Annotated in this window: 15 protein-coding genes; 6 read left to right on the forward strand and 9 right to left on the reverse strand. The window is 56.6% G+C overall.

What is annotated here, in order from left to right; genetic code table 11:
• Positions 1 to 64: 64 nt before the first annotated feature.
• The 4 genes from H6F57_RS21245 to H6F57_RS21260 all read right to left on the reverse strand — a co-directional run bounded on the left by H6F57_RS21245 (position 65) and on the right by H6F57_RS21260 (position 4098).
• Positions 65 to 409: a DUF1815 family protein gene (locus H6F57_RS21245; RefSeq protein ID WP_190628339.1), complete on the reverse strand. Its 345-nt coding sequence runs from the start codon at positions 407 to 409 to the stop codon at positions 65 to 67.
• Positions 410 to 761: 352 nt separating this feature from the next.
• Positions 762 to 2528 (reverse strand): ABC transporter ATP-binding protein/permease, encoded by a 1767-nt coding sequence (locus H6F57_RS21250; RefSeq protein ID WP_190628341.1) that lies wholly within the window; start codon positions 2526 to 2528, stop codon positions 762 to 764.
• Positions 2529 to 2600: 72 nt separating this feature from the next.
• The gene (locus H6F57_RS21255) at positions 2601 to 3497 is read right to left on the reverse strand and encodes a pirin family protein (protein WP_190628342.1); all 897 of its coding nucleotides are present in this window, start codon (positions 3495 to 3497) and stop codon (positions 2601 to 2603) included.
• Positions 3498 to 3525: 28 nt separating this feature from the next.
• Positions 3526 to 4098, reverse strand: coding sequence for a Uma2 family endonuclease (locus H6F57_RS21260; RefSeq protein ID WP_190628344.1), 573 nt, complete (start codon positions 4096 to 4098; stop codon positions 3526 to 3528).
• 231 nt (positions 4099 to 4329) lie between these two features.
• Here H6F57_RS21260 and H6F57_RS28435 point away from each other — a divergent pair, with 231 nt between their 5' ends.
• On the forward strand, positions 4330 to 4545 hold the full coding sequence (locus H6F57_RS28435; protein ID WP_347279979.1) for a phytochelatin synthase family protein: 216 nt from the start codon (positions 4330 to 4332) through the stop codon (positions 4543 to 4545).
• A 12-nt stretch (positions 4546 to 4557) separates the two neighbouring features.
• Positions 4558 to 5061, forward strand: a complete 504-nt coding sequence (locus H6F57_RS21265; RefSeq protein ID WP_347279980.1) for a phytochelatin synthase family protein — start codon at positions 4558 to 4560, stop codon at positions 5059 to 5061.
• Here the strand turns inward: H6F57_RS21265 and H6F57_RS21270 are convergent.
• Together H6F57_RS21270 and H6F57_RS21275 are read right to left on the reverse strand one after the other, a co-directional pair.
• Positions 5058 to 6416, reverse strand: a complete 1359-nt coding sequence (locus tag H6F57_RS21270) for an 8-oxoguanine deaminase (protein ID WP_190628346.1) — start codon at positions 6414 to 6416, stop codon at positions 5058 to 5060. The two genes, H6F57_RS21265 and H6F57_RS21270, sit on opposite strands and share 4 nt — an antisense overlap.
• 120 nt (positions 6417 to 6536) lie before the next feature.
• Complete coding sequence (locus H6F57_RS21275; RefSeq protein WP_190628348.1) at positions 6537 to 7925, reverse strand: aldehyde dehydrogenase; 1389 nt, start codon at positions 7923 to 7925, stop codon at positions 6537 to 6539.
• Between the two features lie 89 nt (positions 7926 to 8014).
• Here H6F57_RS21275 and H6F57_RS21280 point away from each other — a divergent pair, with 89 nt between their 5' ends.
• Positions 8015 to 8551 (forward strand): DUF1499 domain-containing protein, encoded by a 537-nt coding sequence (locus H6F57_RS21280; RefSeq protein WP_190628350.1) that lies wholly within the window; start codon positions 8015 to 8017, stop codon positions 8549 to 8551.
• A gap of 107 nt (positions 8552 to 8658) precedes the next feature.
• On the opposite strand, the gene gmk is transcribed toward H6F57_RS21280, so the two are convergent.
• On the reverse strand, positions 8659 to 9291 hold the full coding sequence (gmk, locus tag H6F57_RS21285; RefSeq protein WP_190628352.1) for a guanylate kinase: 633 nt from the start codon (positions 9289 to 9291) through the stop codon (positions 8659 to 8661).
• A 76-nt stretch (positions 9292 to 9367) separates the two neighbouring features.
• A complete protein-coding gene (locus H6F57_RS21290; protein ID WP_190628354.1) occupies positions 9368 to 10093 on the reverse strand; it encodes a phycocyanobilin:ferredoxin oxidoreductase in 726 nt (241 codons plus the stop codon).
• A gap of 136 nt (positions 10094 to 10229) precedes the next feature.
• On the opposite strand from H6F57_RS21290, the gene H6F57_RS21295 reads away from it, so the two are divergent.
• Both H6F57_RS21295 and H6F57_RS21300 read left to right on the forward strand, forming a co-directional pair.
• Positions 10230 to 11354, forward strand: coding sequence for an AI-2E family transporter (locus H6F57_RS21295; protein WP_190628356.1), 1125 nt, complete (start codon positions 10230 to 10232; stop codon positions 11352 to 11354).
• Between the two features lie 407 nt (positions 11355 to 11761).
• On the forward strand, positions 11762 to 12667 hold the full coding sequence (locus H6F57_RS21300) for a glycosyltransferase (RefSeq protein ID WP_190628358.1): 906 nt from the start codon (positions 11762 to 11764) through the stop codon (positions 12665 to 12667).
• Between the two features lie 67 nt (positions 12668 to 12734).
• Here H6F57_RS21300 and H6F57_RS21305 read toward each other — a convergent pair whose 3' ends face one another.
• Complete coding sequence (locus H6F57_RS21305) at positions 12735 to 13955, reverse strand: phosphoglycerate kinase (protein WP_190628360.1); 1221 nt, start codon at positions 13953 to 13955, stop codon at positions 12735 to 12737.
• 187 nt (positions 13956 to 14142) lie between these two features.
• Here H6F57_RS21305 and H6F57_RS21310 point away from each other — a divergent pair, with 187 nt between their 5' ends.
• Entirely contained in the window at positions 14143 to 14547 is a 405-nt protein-coding gene (locus H6F57_RS21310; RefSeq protein ID WP_190628382.1) for a universal stress protein, read from the forward strand.
• The last annotated feature ends 292 nt before the right edge of the window (positions 14548 to 14839 follow it).

The following is a 14839-nucleotide window of genomic DNA, read 5'->3' on the forward strand; positions in this document are numbered from 1 at the left end:
GGTGCTAGTCCCCTAAAGGGGAGAAATATAGCTTTCACAAAAGGCTCGGCACGACTGAGGGGTGCTAAACCTTGCTAGGAACCACTTTCTTAGCACCGACAGGCTGAATGCGGAACTTGACCAGATTGGCCAACTCTTGCAGTTGGTGAATGGCCTCAGCCCCTTCCAGCTTCATCAGCTCGCGGTCATCGCGCATTTCGGTCCAGGTGATGCCATAGTCGGACACCAAGAAGCGAATCAGGTGGTCATCGCCCAGGCTTACCATAAAGGAAGCACTGTTCATTTGGCCGCCACAGGTGTAGCAGGAGGCTAAATAGCCCATTTCCTCAAGCACGGTGGCCAGTGCTTGCAGGTTCATAACCAGGTCTCTAACAAATTGACGGTGCTGCTCGGCTAGTCTGACAAACATAACGACACTCCTCGTTACCCATAGAAATTGTAGCCCAAAAATTAATTAATTCTTAAGATACTAAATATGATGCTTACTTTCTGGTTAAGCAATCTATCCATCTTAGCTACCCTGACACGGATCTGCCTGCAATTAACGCTAGATTGACTTCCGTTGGTTGTCATATACCCACAGAAGCAAGCTGCGAAAGCATCTTGTAGATTGTGAAAACTTGAGAACTTGTACGTTCTAGCGTGAAGGCAGGCCTTAGCGGGGCCTAGAAATGCACTTTGCATAGGTTAGACAGTAAATTGAGACCCCACGGTAGCTATCGCAACTAAATGGCGGTTTCTGACGACAATGTCATGCAACGTTATAAATCTGCCGTGGCCAAGCTTGAGGGTTTGATGACCCAGGTGTGGTCTTCTGCCAACGCTAGGGTGGTTTGGTGATAGTCGACTAACGATTCGCGGTGGCCCACGCTGACGAAAGTGGTGCCAGTGTGATGCAGGTGGTCATAAAGCTTAGCCTCGTTGGCCAGATCGAGGGCACTGGTGGCCTCGTCGAGAATGGCAAATTCGGGCTGGCTGACCAAAATTCGGGCAAAGGTGAGCCGCTGCTGTTCGCCTAGGGAGAGCACATCACCCCATTCTTCTACAGCATCAAAGCCGCCAAAGCGCTCGGCTAAATTCGCCAAATTGACCTTCTCTAGGGCAGTTTGAAGGTCGGCATCGCCAACCGCTTGGCTGGTGTTGGGGTAGAGCAGCTGCTCTCGCAGGGTGCCGAGAATCATGTAGGGCTTTTGGGGCAAAAAGAGAATGTTGTCTAGCTCGGGGCGGTAAATGGTGCCGCTACCGGAATGCCACAAGCCTGCGATCGCCCGTAACAACGAACTCTTGCCGCAGCCGCTCGGCCCCACAATCAGCAGCCCGGTTTTGTCGGGGATATCTATAGAGAGATTTTCGACCAAAGTGCGCTGGTAGTTGGGGGTTTGCAGAGTGAACTGCTTCAGCGCCAGGGAAGCGGAGGTTTCAATGGCGATCGTGGTATGGTCTGAGGAGTCGGGAGAGACTTCCGCCGTGGGATGGTCTACGGTTGCTGAGGAGTCTTCCACCGCTGCGGCCTCAGGTTCTAAATGGTTGAGGGCTTCGGCAAAGCTGTAGAGACGGTCGATGCCCGCCCCAAAGGAGGTCAGTTCTGAGAACCGGGCCACCACGACGTTGAGGGAAAAGAACACCCGCACGAAAGCTCCCTGGGCTTCGGAGACCTTGCCTACTTCAAGATCGCCGGAAAACACCGCCGGGGCCACCACGATCGCCGGCAGCACAAAGGGAATGAACTCGTAGGCGTTAGTCAGGGCGTTGAGGTTGAGTTCCCAGACAATCAGCTTTTTGAAATTGTCGAAGGCGGCCATAAAGCGGTTATTCACCTGGCTGGCCTCTTGGGCTTCGCCTCGGTAAAAGGCGATCGCCTCGGCATTTTCACGAATCCGCACCAGGCTAAAGCGAAAGTTGGCCTCCCGTTTGAGCTGCTCAAAGTTAAGCCGCACGAGGGGCTGGCCAAAGATCACCACCGTTACCAGGGTGCCCAGCAGGGCGTAGAGCACCAGAAACCCCACCAGGTTTTTGGAAATGCCCCACAGCACGCCGCTAAAGGCGATTACCTGCAAGACAGAGCTAACGACGACTAACAGCAGCGCCAGAGACTGCTGGGTGAAGTTCCTCACATCCTCGGCAATGCGCTGGTCGGGGTTATCGATGTCGGGGTGGAACTGCTGAATGTCGTAGAAGGCGCGATCGCCAAAGTAGTCAGCCACAAACCGCCCGGTTAGCCAGCGCCGCCACTCTAACCCCAGGCGCTTTTGCAGGTAGTCGTAGCCGGCCATCAGCGGCGCGTAGGCTATCAGCACGCCAACAAACACCAGCACTGTCTCCCAAAAGCGGGCTTCGTCTTTGGCTGACAGCGCCGAGATCAGCACACCGCGCTTGTTGTTGAGCACCACGCTGAGGCCGGTATAACCCAGCAGAAACACCGCAATCAGCAGCAGCAGGCCCCCGGCTTTCCACTTTTCGTCGCCAAACCAGTAGGACTTGGCGATCGCCCAAAACCGTCTGAACCCTTTCAGGTTAAATCGTTCCATGCCGGTGCAAAGTCTCCCGCTGCGCGAAGGGTGCTTTGGGGATCTTACAAAACTTAAACCTGTCGTGCCGGGTTACTGGGGCGTCAGAGCTCCCATTTTGCCGCTCTGGTAGTCGGTTACGGCCTGGTAGATTTCCGCAGAAGTGTTCATCACAAAGGGGCCGTGGCCAACAATGGGCTCGTCGATGGGCTGGCCGCAGAGTAGCAGGGCGGTGGTGTCTTGCTGGCTGTCGAGGGTGAGGGTGGTGCCAGCAGGGTTGCAGATGCCAATCTCTGCTTCTGCGATCGGCTCTGATCCACCGATGCCTATAGCTCCCTTCAACACAACCAGAATCGTGGTGTAGCCCTCAGGCAAGTCCAGACTGATCTGCTTGCCCTCAGCCAGCCGTAGATCCCAAAGATGGATGGGGGTGAAGGTTTGGGCTGGCCCTTTAGCTCCCTGAAACTCTCCGGCGATTACCCGTAGGCTACCCCGACCATCGGGCAACTCTACGGTGGGGATGCGATCGGCAGTAATGCCCTGGTAACGGGGCGTAGACATTTTGTCTTTAGCGGGTAGATTCACCCACAGCTGCACCATCTCAAAGGGGCCGCCATGCTTAGCGAAGTTCGGTCCGTGGAATTCTTCGTGGACCAGACCCGCCGCTGCCGTCATCCACTGCACATCCCCAGGGCCAATGATGCCGCCGCCGCCAGCCGAGTCGCGATGCTCGACTTCGCCGTCGTAGACAATGGTGACGGTCTCAAAACCCCGGTGGGGGTGTTCGCCCACGCCGCGCCGCGCAGTGGTCGGCGAAAAATTTGCTGGCCCGGCATAGTCAAGCAGCAAGAAGGGGCTGATGGTTTGTCCCAGCCCGTTATAGGCCATCAGCGTGCGTACTGGAAAGCCATCGCCTACCCAATGGCGACTTTGGGTGCGCTGAATGCTGTGCAGGGTTTTGGCGGTGCTGGGCTGGTTGAGGGTCGGCATAGTGGTGGCCTAGCTGGTTGGTTAACAATCACAGGAGCTGGCTGAGATTTTCGTAGAGGGTTGCGATCTCACAGGTAAATTCAATGCTGGAAAATTCAACAATGCTTCCTATTTGATAATTGTAGGGACTCCACAGGTTGTCTGACTTACGCTGAAATCGCTCGACCAACACCTGCTTTTGGCGAATGAGAACGTACTCTTCAAAGGTGAGATTTGATTTGTAGTCAGCAAATTTATCTCCCCGATCAAAGGCCTCCGTTGAATCTGACAAAACTTCGATAATGAGCTTGGGATGCACAACGAAGTCTTCATTGGAGCGGAGGTCGCGATCATCGCAGGTAACCGCTAAGTCAGGATAGTAGAACACACTTAGAGCGGGCAGCCTCACCTTCATAGCTGTGGCATAGGCAATGCAAGCGGTGCCGCGCAGGTGATTGACCAGTAGTGCCGAGACATTGCCCGTAATGATGACATGCGCTTTGCTAGCGCCAGCCATTGCCACCATCTGGCCCTGAAGGTATTCGTGTTTGATAGGGCTGATGTGCTCAAGCTGAAGGTATTCTTCAGCGGTAAAGTAGGCGTGGCTTTTGCTAACGGTCATAGTTGAGGCTTATATCACTAGCGGCAGGCGTTCTATGACAACTCTTTTGTATTGATGATAGCGACGTTCTGTATTCTATATTTTTGACCAGCTTCTGGAACCTGTGGGCTGGTTACTATCCCCATGGGATCTTTAGCGTTGAGATAAAACTATCTGTCCATGATTTACATTGGTTTTAATCATGGGCTAAACCCATGACAGCAATGTCTCTTGCAAAACTCGCTATTACCAATGCTGACGATCGCTCGCCGCCAATCCAAAATCATTGTTTTGCTGACGGCGCTGGGGTTAACTCTCATCGCCAAGCCGTTGGCTTCTCAAACGTTGCCCCTGCCCGAGCACCTAGTTCCGTTGATCTCGGCAGAGGGGCAGAGGCTGTTGCGAGACAGTGAGGCTTTGGCGGATTATGTGCCGCTGACGAGTCAGTTTGTGACTCAAGTTAACTAGGCCTTTTGCGGGGTGGCGAGCACGGTGATGGTGCTCAATGCGCTGGGGGTTCCGGTCCCGCTAGCCCCGGAGTGGGAGCGGAATTACTTCACTCAGGAGAATGTGTTTAACGAGCAGACCGAGGCGATTATTGCTAGGGATGCGATCGCCCGTCAAGGCCTCACTTTGGCAGAGCTTGCAGGGATTCTCGAAACCTATCCAGTGCAGGCCGAAATTCACCACGGCAGCGATGTGAGTTTGGATGAGTTTCGCCAGCTAATTCGCGCCAATCTGGAAACCCCTGACAGCTACGTGCTGATCAACTACTTACGCCGGGCGATCGGCCAAGAAAGCGGTGGCCATATTTCGCCCGTTGCCGCCTACGATGCCGATACCGACCAATTCTTGATTTTGGATGTGTCGCGCTACAAATATCCTCCCGTATGGGTGCAGGCTGAAACTCTGTGGGAGTCTACCAACACAGTAGATTCGGTGTCGGGCAAGACACGGGGATTTTTGTTGATTGGGGCGCGCTAGGCGGCGAGCGATCGCGCCACCGCCCCATGCTTCTCCAGCACCACTGGCAGATCCAGCGTTAGTAATCCCTCGGGGTTCAGCACCTCTCTGCCGTGGATGAAGCTGTAGTCGACGCGATCGATGATGCAGAAAATTAGGGCGGCGACCGGGTCATAGGCGGTGCCCGATAGCCCCAGGCGATCGAGATTCACAGTGATGAAATCTGCCGCCATGCCGGGGGCCAAATACCCAATGTCGGTGCGACCCAGCACTTTAGCGCCGCCGCGAGTAGCGAGTTCTAACGCTTCCCGGGCGGTCAGCGCCCCGGCATCTTCTTCGCGCACGCGGGCCATGAGAAAGGCTTGGCGGGCTTCAGCTAGCAGGTGGCTGCCGTCGTTAGAGGCTGACCCGTCAACCCCCAGGCCCACGGGCACATTGTGGTCGAGCAGCTGACGAAGGGGGGCCATGCCGCTGGCTAGGCGCATGTTGCTACAGGGGCAGTGGGCCACCCCAGTACCCGTCTGGCCAAAGCTGTGGATAGCTTTGTCGTCGAGCTTGACGCAGTGGGCGTGCCAGACATCTTCCCCCAGCCAGCCCACGGCGGCGGCATAGTCGTCGGGGGTGAGGCCAAAGGTGTCGAGGCTGTAGGTGACATCAGAGTTGTTTTCGGCCAGGTGAGTGTGCAGCCGCACGCCGGGGTAACTGCGGGCCAGGGCAGCGGATTCGCGCATCAGGTCCGTCGAGACGCTAAAGGGTGAGCAAGGGGCCAGGGTGATGCGTATCAAAGCGTAGGGGTCGTTGTCGTGGTACTGCTCAATCAGCCGCTGGGAGTCTTTGAGAATGTCGGCTTCGGCTTCCACGATCGAGTCGGGGGGCAGGCCGCCCTTGCTTTCGCCCACGCTCATGCTGCCTCGGCTGGCATGGAACCGCAGGCCGGTTTGGCGCACCGCTTCGATTTCGTCATCCAAGGTGCAGTCATTGGGGAAGAGGTAGAGGTGATCGCTGGCGGTGGTGCAGCCCGAGTAGATCAGCTCGGCGGCGGCCACCTGGGCGCTGAGGGCGATCGCCTCAGGAGTGAGCCGCTGCCACAGCGGGTAGAGGGCGCTGAGCCAGTTAAATAGTGACGAGTTTTGCGCACCTGGCACTACTCGGGTGAGGGTCTGAAAAAAGTGGTGGTGGGTGTTAACCAAGCCGGGCAGCACTAGGTGGCGATCGCCCAAATCCAGCACCCGATCTGCCGTCTGGGGAAGTTCTTCAGTAGTGCCCACCTGCTCAACCACGTGATCGCGAATGAACAGCGCCCCTGAGCGAATCTCCTGCCGCTGGTCATCCATAGTGACCAGGGTGTGAACGTTCTTGACCAGAAGAGTTGGCACCCTGGGCACCCTCGCAACGCATTGTGGCATCGAACTGTACCAGACCGTTCGCTAAGGCTAATGTTTTCCTTTATGCAAAATTAGATTTTGAACTGTTGTAGCCGGATCGACGGCCCCCGCCTAAGACAGCCCGATAAATTTCTGAAATAGCTTTACTTTGTTGCCATAGGGGGGGTAGCGCCAGTCCATATCCATCCAGAAGGGCTTTTTGAGCACGCTCTTGAGGTGGGAGAACGTATTGAAACTGTGCTGGCCGTGGTAGCTGCCGACGCCGCTGCTGCCGACGCCGCCAAAGGGTAAATCCCAAATAGCGATCTGCAAAATTACGTCGTTGATGCACACCGAGCCAGCGGTAGTGCGATCGAGCACCTGTTCCTGCACCTGGCGATCGCGCGTAAACAGGTACAGCGCCAGGGGTTTGGATCGCTGGTTGACAGCGGCGATCGCATCCCCCAAATCCTTATAAGTGAGAATTGGCAGAATGGGGCCAAAGATCTCTTCCTGCATGAGTGAAGCATCCCGGCCGATGCCGTCGATGAGGGTAGGGGCAATGTAGCGAGCGCCCCGGTCATGCTGGCCCCCTGCCAGGATGTTGCCCTGGCTTAGCAGGCCCACCAGGCGGTCGAATTGGCGATCGTTAATCACCCGCGAGAGGTCAGGGCTGGTGGCAGGGTCATCCCCATAGCAGGCCTGAATACGCTGCTGGAGCGCTGCCACCAGACCATCTTTAACCCGCTCATCGACCAGCAGATAGTCGGGAGCCACGCAGGTTTGCCCCGCATTGAGAAACTTGCCCCAAACAATGCGCCGGGCCGCGACCTCCAGGTTGACATCGACATCGACGATGCAGGGGCTTTTGCCGCCTAGCTCTAGGGTGACTGGTGTGAGATGCTGGGCCGCAGCCTGCATCACGATCTTGCCGATTCGCTCGCCGCCGGTAAAAAAGATGTGGTCAAATTTTTCGGCTAGCAGCTCTTGGGCGGTGTCGATGCCGCCTTCCACCAGGGCTACGTAGGCTGGGTCAAAGGTGTCTGCTATCAGCCGAGCCAGCACCTTAGATGTGGCCGGGGCCAGCTCCGAGGGTTTGAGCATGGCGCAGTTGCCGGCGGCGATCGCTCCCATCAGCGGCGACACAATCAGCTGAAACGGGTAGTTCCAGGGGCCAATAATCAGCGCCACCCCCAGAGGTTCGGGCTGCACCCAGGCCGAACCGGGCAGCTGGCTCAGAGGCAGCGAGGCCTTGCGAGGTTTGACCCAGCGGGGCAGATGCTTAATCACGTGATCAAGCTCGCTGATGGTGGCAACCTCGAAGTAGCCCTCAAACTCAGGGCGTCCTAGGTCTTGCCTGACCGCATCAATAATGTCTGCCTGATACTTAACGATCGCCGCCCGAAGCGCTTTGAGTTGGGCAAGACGAAAGTCGAGGCCGCGAGTGGCCCCGGTGGCCCAGTAGGCCCGCTGGCGCTGTAGCAGGTCGGCGACGGGAGTGGTAGCGGCAACGGTAGTCATAGTTAACCTCTGGCAGGGGGGCTGGTCTCGGAGCTAACTCATCTGCTCTATCCTACTAGAGAGCCACCTAAGGATTTGAACGTTTCATCATGCTGAGATCAGTTTTTCGCCTTGTCTTTGGGGTCGCTCTGGTTATGATGACTTTGCTGGGCAATGCGTACCCCAGCGCTGCTGTTTCTTTGGATGATGGCCCGATGGGAGTACTACCGTTTATGGGCGGTCTGGCAGGTAAGCGCCCCACGAACCTGGGCGTCAAAGACGGTAAGTTGTCCCCCTGCCCCGACACCCCCAACTGTGTGATCAGCGAGAGCGATGCCAATCCAGAACATGCGATCGCACCCCTGGCTTACAGTGGCGACCCTGCCCAGGCCATGGCTCTGCTAGAGGCCGTGGTCAACGCTATGTCTCGTACTGAAATTATTGAGAAAACCGATCGCTACCTCTACGCCGAGTTCACTAGCAAGCTGATGGGCTTTGTGGACGATGTGGAGTTTTATCTCGACCCATCTACGCCCGTCATTCAGGTGCGATCGGCGTCGCGCCTCGGCCAGTCTGATGGAGGGACGAATCGCAAGCGCATAGAAGCCATTCGCCAAGCCCTAGCCTCAGCGTCGGTCGTTGAATAGACCTCCGCTCTAACCGCTTGCAAAAGAAGCGATTCCCCTGGCCTAGGTAAGGCCAAGGGAATCTTTTAGCTATATCTTCCAGACTGGAGAACTAGGGAAGACCGAATTTAGTCCTTAAAGATCGCGTTCTCAAGCTGCTGAAGGGCTACTTCTAGATCGTCATTGACGATTTGCTCATCAAACTCTGAGGCAGCATCAATCTCAACCAGTGCCCGCTGGAGCCGCCGCTGAATGGCATCATCGGCATCCTTCCCCCGCAGGCGAATGCGGCTTTCTAGCTCTTCTAACGAGGGGGGCAGCACAAACAGCTGTAGCGCATGGGGAAACGTTCTGCGCACCTGGCGAGCACCCTCTAACTCAATTTCTAAAATCACCCACTGGCCAGCTTCAATCTCTTTGATCACCGGAGTCTTGGGGGTGCCGTAGAGGTTGCCAGCAAACTCGGCCCACTCCAGCAGTTCCCCTTGCTCAACCATGGCGCGAAATTCGTCGCGGCTGACGAAGTAGTAGTCTTGGCCGTTGACCTCACCGGGGCGCGGCGATCGCGTGGTGGCCGATACCGACAGCTTGAGCGCCGGATAGCGGTGGCGCAGCGCCCGCAGCAGCGTGCCTTTGCCCACCCCGCTGGGGCCAGTGAACACGATCAGCCGACCCCGGCGAGGGGCGAGTTCGGTCTCAGTGGTTAGGCTAAGGGCCTCTGGGCTGAGGGTTTCTAAGGGTGCTGGGGTGCTGACGGTCATGGCGACGGTTTTATGGCTAAGATTTCTTATTCTAGTCAACCCAGAGCCTGAGGAAAGGCTAAATTTCAGATGGACTTCATACCGTCGGTAGATCAAACAGCACGGTGGTCATATAGCGTTCGGCCCAGACGTCGCCAAAAGCTTTTTCGAGTACTCGCCGGGTTTTGTCGTTCTTTTGCTGCTGCTCGCAGTAGTGGCGCTGACCGGCCACAATGCTCTCTAGCTGGGCCGGAGTCGCTGGAGTGGCGATCGCCTGCTGACAGTGCAGAGCTAGGTAGGTGGCAATCAGATCGATAAAAGCCGTTTCTTCGGCGGGGCTGGTCGGGCGAATAAATCGGCAGTAGGGCGAAAAAATGGTGCCCCAACCTGGCAGGTCGCGCTCCTCGCTAAAGCTTTGAGCCGGCAATGCCTCCAAAACAGCAGAGTAGCCCGTCGGTAGGACATTGCCCACGGGCGACAGATCGACAATGGCGGCGCTAATCTGCCCGCGCCCGCCCACCAGGTCACAGCCAAACATGGGCAGGGCGTACTCGGGTCGGGGAAACATTACGCAGTGCAAAATGTCTAGATTGTTGCCCACACGGGCCAGCTCCAGGTGCAGCTTGCGAAACTGGGGGGTCTGATAGCACTGGTTTTCAATGGTCAGTCGTTCGCCCTCCAGGCGGCCCTCAATGTAGCCCAGATCCTCCGGCAGGTTGTAGGGCGATAGGTCGAGATACTGCCGCCAGGTGGCTTCAATGCGATCGGCTAAGCCCCGAATCATCGGGTGCTGCTGGTCGCGCAGGGAGATTGGAGCTACCATAACACCCGAAAAAACAGCGATAGGTTGCGATTAGTATTCAGCATACCAGTCGGGGTCAGGATACTAGAGCTCTCTGTTCCTATAGCCAGCTACAATTTGGCCACGGGCGTCGTTAACTGCATAAGGTGCCATTGCCGTGAAGCTCATCGACTGGATCAACCTGATTGCTCTGGGTATTGCCCTCGTCATTATTTGGCAGTTTCGCCAGATCGTTTTACTGATGTTTGCGGCGGTGGTGATTACCATTGCGCTCAATAGCCTGGTGCGATTTTTCTCGCGGGTGTATGGCTGGCGGCGCGATCGCGCCGTGCTGGTCACTGGGGCATTGGTGCTGTTGGGCGGCGTGGTTTTTTTGGGTTTAGTGCTGCCTCTGTTTATCAACCAGTTTCAAGAACTGCTACTGCTGACGCCTAAGGGGTTTGAGCAACTGGGGGGGTGGTTTGATGCCTTCCAAGAGAACCCGCCCGAATGGTTTCCTGAGCAAGATTTGCGGGTGCTGCCGCCCCTACCCGACCTGCTGCGTCAGGTGGCTTCCATCGGCTCAACGGTGTTTGGCAACTTTCTAACGTTTTTCTCTAGCTCTGTGGCAATTGTGCTTCAGTTGCTGCTGCTGGCAGTGCTGACGCTGATGATGTTGGCTAACCCCCAGGCCTACCGCAGACTGCTGCTGCGCCTATTTCCGTCGAGCTACCGTCGCCGCGCCGACGAAATTTTGACTAAGTGCGAGCGATCGCTGATGTTCTGGCTAGGTGGTGTGGCGCTGAGCTCAATCTTTGTGGCCACGATTAGCTTCACCGGGCTGGTGCTGCTAGGGGTGCCCTACGCCTTTGCCCACGCCGTGCTAGCCGGGTTGTTTAACTTTGTCCCCAACTTGGGGCCGACCCTAAGCGCGGTGTTTCCAGTATTCGTGGCGCTATTGCAGTCGCCGGGCAAGGCTCTAGCGGTGATTGTGCTCTACGTGCTGATTCAAAACGTCGAGAGCTACGGGTTTTCGCCCATGGTGATGCAGAAGCAGGTGTCGCTGCTGCCCGCCGCCACTCTAGTGTCCCAAATCTTTTTTGCCACCTTTCTTGGCCCCGTGGGGCTGGTTTTAGCCCTGCCCCTGGCGGTGGTCTGCAAAACCTGGATTGAAGAAGCTTGGATTATCGACGTGCTTGATCGCCCCAGAAGCCATGCGATCGATCCTCTGTCTGGGACACCTGAAGGTCTAGAACCAACTGCGGAACCGCGAGAGACTGCTTTGACTTCAGAGGATGTATAGGCCAGCTAACCCAGCTTAAGTTGAGCTGGGGTTCAGCCAGGCGTCTTGATAAACCATTCTCGTTCGCCTGATGACAGGTTTGAATATTCACACCACTTACATTGAAACCATGGCCATTGGGCTGTGCCTCTTTCACAGAGCGAACTGGCGTTTTCAGATCTGTCACTCTAGACGAATCTTCTTAGGGCTGTTAAGGAGGCCACAGTCGTAAGGCAAAGTATAATTTAAGACATTCTTTACCGATCGCCTGCTGTCGAGAATGCTGGAGACTTGCCATTCCAATGGGATCTCCATAGACTGACTAGGAGCTGCTACGTAGCAACCTACGTCTTTTCGTTGATGACACACGTAGGTCGCAAGGCAAATTTTATAGCGATATCCTTCTCTCTTTTTATATTGATGGCCCTATGCTAAGCGTTATTCTTCCGGCCTACAACGCTGCAACCACGATCGCAGACCAGCTAGATGCCCTATCTCAACAAACCTTTGCTGGGCCTTGGGAGATTGTGGTTGGCGATAATGGCTCTACTGACGGCACCCTAGACGTCGTACGTCGCTACCAGCAGACGATGCCCCACTTAAAGGTAGTGGATGCCTCGGCTCGCCGGGGGGCCGCCCACGCCCGCAACATGGCCTGTGCTCAGGCCCAGGGTGATGCGCTACTGTTCTGTGATGCCGATGATGCGGTCGCCCCCGGCTGGCTGGCAGCCATGGCCGCCGCCCTGGAGAACTACGATTTGGTCTGCGGTCGGCGAGAGATGTCTCAGCTCAACGATCGCAACGAGTTTTCAGCGGCGCTGACCAGCATTGAGGGCACCGGGAAGATCTACCACCCGTTTCGGCCCTTTGGGTCAGCCAGCAACCTGGCGGTTAAGCGGATGCACCACGAGGCGGTGGGCGGGTTTGACGGGCAGTTTTTGGCCCTGCAAGACATTGACTACTGCTGGCGCATTCAGGCGCTGGGGGTAACGCTGCACGAAGTCAAAGATGCGGTGGTCAATTTTCGCTTCCGGGGCGATGTCAGGTCTAACTTTCGGCGACTGAAAAAGTTTGGCTACTATTCTGCCCGGCTATACCGCAAGCACTGGGCCCATGGCTTTCCTAAAAAGATGCTGTTCAAGTGTTTTCTGTCGCTGCCGCTGGTGCCAGTGAAGTTTGTGGTGCGGGTGCGCGATCGCCCCACTCTTTTCCTTTGGTTTCTTAACCTGGGCTGGGCCTTAGGCTACTGGCATGCCTGGCTCGACATGGCGAAGGAGGCGGTGGTGGCTCGGCTGAACGGCGGCAAGGCCGATCCAGAACTGTCGGTGAGTTAGGAATAGTTTTCAACACAAAGGGATTGGGGTGCGACAACATCCCAATCCCTTTTCGGTTAGACCATAGCTATCGCTCTAGCGACCAGGCGTCATCTAGCGCGGCGATGCCAGGCAGCTCTTTGCCTTCGAGCAGCTCTAGGCTAGCGCCGCCGCCGGTGGAGATGTGGCTCATTTTCTCGGCCACACCTACCTTCTCAACCGCCGCCACCGAGTCGCCGCCGCCAATGATGGTGGTGACGCCTTGGCCCGTGAGTTCGGCTAGAGTGTGGGCGATCGCCTCGGTACCCGCCGCAAACTTGTCAAACTCAAACACACCCATGGGACCGTTCCAGATCACCGACTTGCACTGCTTCAGCGCGTCTTGGAACACCTTGATTGAGTCAGGGCCAATGTCGAGACCCATCCAGCCGTCAGGAATCGCGTCAACGCTGACGGTTTGGGCATTGGCGTCGGGGGCAAAGTTGTCGGCCAGCACCACGTCGGTAGGCAGCAGCAGGTCAACGCCTTTTTCCTTAGCCTTGGCTTCGAGGGCTTTGGCCAGCTCCAGCTTGTCTTCTTCCACCAGAGATTTGCCCACGTTGAGGCCCCGAGCCTTGTAAAAGGTGAAGATCATGCCGCCGCCGATCAGCAGTTTGTCGACCTTGTCAAGCAGGGTCTCAATCACGCCGATTTTGCTGGAGACCTTGGATCCGCCGATGATTGCCGCCAAAGGCTTCTGGGGGTTTTCGATCGCCGCCTGCAGATACTGAAGCTCTTTCTCAATTAGGTAGCCCGCCACGGAGGGGCTGAGGTATTTGGTCACGCCCTCAGTGGAAGCGTGGGCCCGGTGGGCGGTGCCGAAGGCATCGTTCACATAGAGGTCGGCATTGGCGGCGAGCTGCTTGGCAAACTCAGGGTCGTTGGCCTCTTCGCCCGCGTAGAAGCGCACGTTTTCGAGCAGCACCACCTGGCCGTTGGACATACCGCCCACGGCAGCGGCAACCTCGTCACCGATGCAGTCATCGCACTTGATCACCTCTTGACCCAGCAGCTCGCTCAGGCGCTTAGCTACAGGGGTGAGGCGCATGCTCTCAACCACCTGTGCCTTGGGGCGACCAAAGTGGCTGGTGAGAATCACCTTGGCCTCCTTGCCGGTAAGGTCTTGGATAGTGGGCAGGGCAGCCCGAATGCGGGTGTCGTCAGTGATTGCACCTTGGTCATCGAGGGGCACGTTGAAATCGGCCCGCACCAGTACCCGCTTACCCGAAAGGTCGGCTGCCGTCAGGCTCGCCACCGATTTTTTAACCACGCTATATACCTCCTAAAACGGTTTAAGACTCTGCATTTATTACGTTATGCAGCGCACGGGTGGCGGCGGCCCCAACCTTGACTAAGGTAGATTTGAGGGAACGGTGCAGCCCAGCCGCTGTGTCTGTCGTAATATTTACTTATTGCCGCCCTCATTTTACCGGAGTGTGAGTTCCCTTCGATACGCCATGTTCAAGACGGTTTTATTTCCCATCGACATGAGTTCTGAGGCGCAGCAGGCGGCTCCCAAAGTGGCTGAACTGGTTAAAACCCACCAGAGTCGGCTGGTTTTGCTGTCGGTTGTCGAGCCGAGGGAGGAGGCCAGCCAGCCTTCAGCCCAGTCATCCCCCGAGGCGGTGGCTAAGTTGTTAGGGCAGGCCAAAGCCCTGTTTGCCGCCCAATCGATTGACACTGAAGTGCTTGAGCGAGAAGGTCAACCGGCCTTTGTTATCTGCGATGTGGCTGACGAGCTCAACGCCGACCTAATCGTGATGGGCTGCCGCGGTGTAGGCCTGATCGAAGATGTGCAAAACGAAAGCGTGACCACGCGGGTAATTAATCTATCGCCCTGCCCGGTGCTGATTATTCCTTAGGGGAAGAGGTAGATGGGTAGATGGGTAGGCGGGTGGATGAGCCTGTAGTGTAGGCCAAGCGCCACAATTCCTAGAGAAGGACAGCACGTAGGGTGGGCACTGCCGACCAGAATCTCTAGCTTTACTCGGATCACCTTGGCCCACCCATCGCCATAGACCTCAGAAAAACTTTCCCAGCCCTAGGGCGTGTCATCAATTAGGTTAGGGTTGAAGGGTAGTCCTTAAAGCAAGACTCAGCGGAATGACAAGCCGACGCTATGCCCTGCGCGATGACCAATGGGAGCGAATCCAG

The organism is Leptolyngbya sp. FACHB-60, assembly GCF_014695775.1.
In the GTDB taxonomy this organism is placed as follows: Bacteria; Cyanobacteriota; Cyanobacteriia; order Phormidesmidales; family Phormidesmidaceae; genus Nodosilinea.

Bases quoted from the DNA above. Each gene is read 5' to 3' on its own strand.
- H6F57_RS21245 (WP_190628339.1), bottom strand. From the start codon at position 409: ATGTTTGTCAGACTAGCCGAGCAGCACCGTCAATTTGTTAGAGACCTG.
- H6F57_RS21250 (WP_190628341.1), bottom strand. From the start codon at position 2,528: ATGGAACGATTTAACCTGAAAGGGTTCAGACGGTTTTGGGCGATCGCC.
- H6F57_RS21255 (WP_190628342.1), bottom strand. From the start codon at position 3,497: ATGCCGACCCTCAACCAGCCCAGCACCGCCAAAACCCTGCACAGCATT.
- H6F57_RS21260 (WP_190628344.1), bottom strand. From the start codon at position 4,098: ATGACCGTTAGCAAAAGCCACGCCTACTTTACCGCTGAAGAATACCTT.
- H6F57_RS28435 (WP_347279979.1), top strand. From the start codon at position 4,330: ATGCTGACGATCGCTCGCCGCCAATCCAAAATCATTGTTTTGCTGACG.
- H6F57_RS21275 (WP_190628348.1), bottom strand. From the start codon at position 7,925: ATGACTACCGTTGCCGCTACCACTCCCGTCGCCGACCTGCTACAGCGC.
- H6F57_RS21280 (WP_190628350.1), top strand. From the start codon at position 8,015: ATGCTGAGATCAGTTTTTCGCCTTGTCTTTGGGGTCGCTCTGGTTATG.
- gmk (WP_190628352.1), bottom strand. From the start codon at position 9,291: ATGACCGTCAGCACCCCAGCACCCTTAGAAACCCTCAGCCCAGAGGCC.
- H6F57_RS21290 (WP_190628354.1), bottom strand. From the start codon at position 10,093: ATGGTAGCTCCAATCTCCCTGCGCGACCAGCAGCACCCGATGATTCGG.
- H6F57_RS21300 (WP_190628358.1), top strand. From the start codon at position 11,762: ATGCTAAGCGTTATTCTTCCGGCCTACAACGCTGCAACCACGATCGCA.
- H6F57_RS21310 (WP_190628382.1), top strand. From the start codon at position 14,143: ATGTTCAAGACGGTTTTATTTCCCATCGACATGAGTTCTGAGGCGCAG.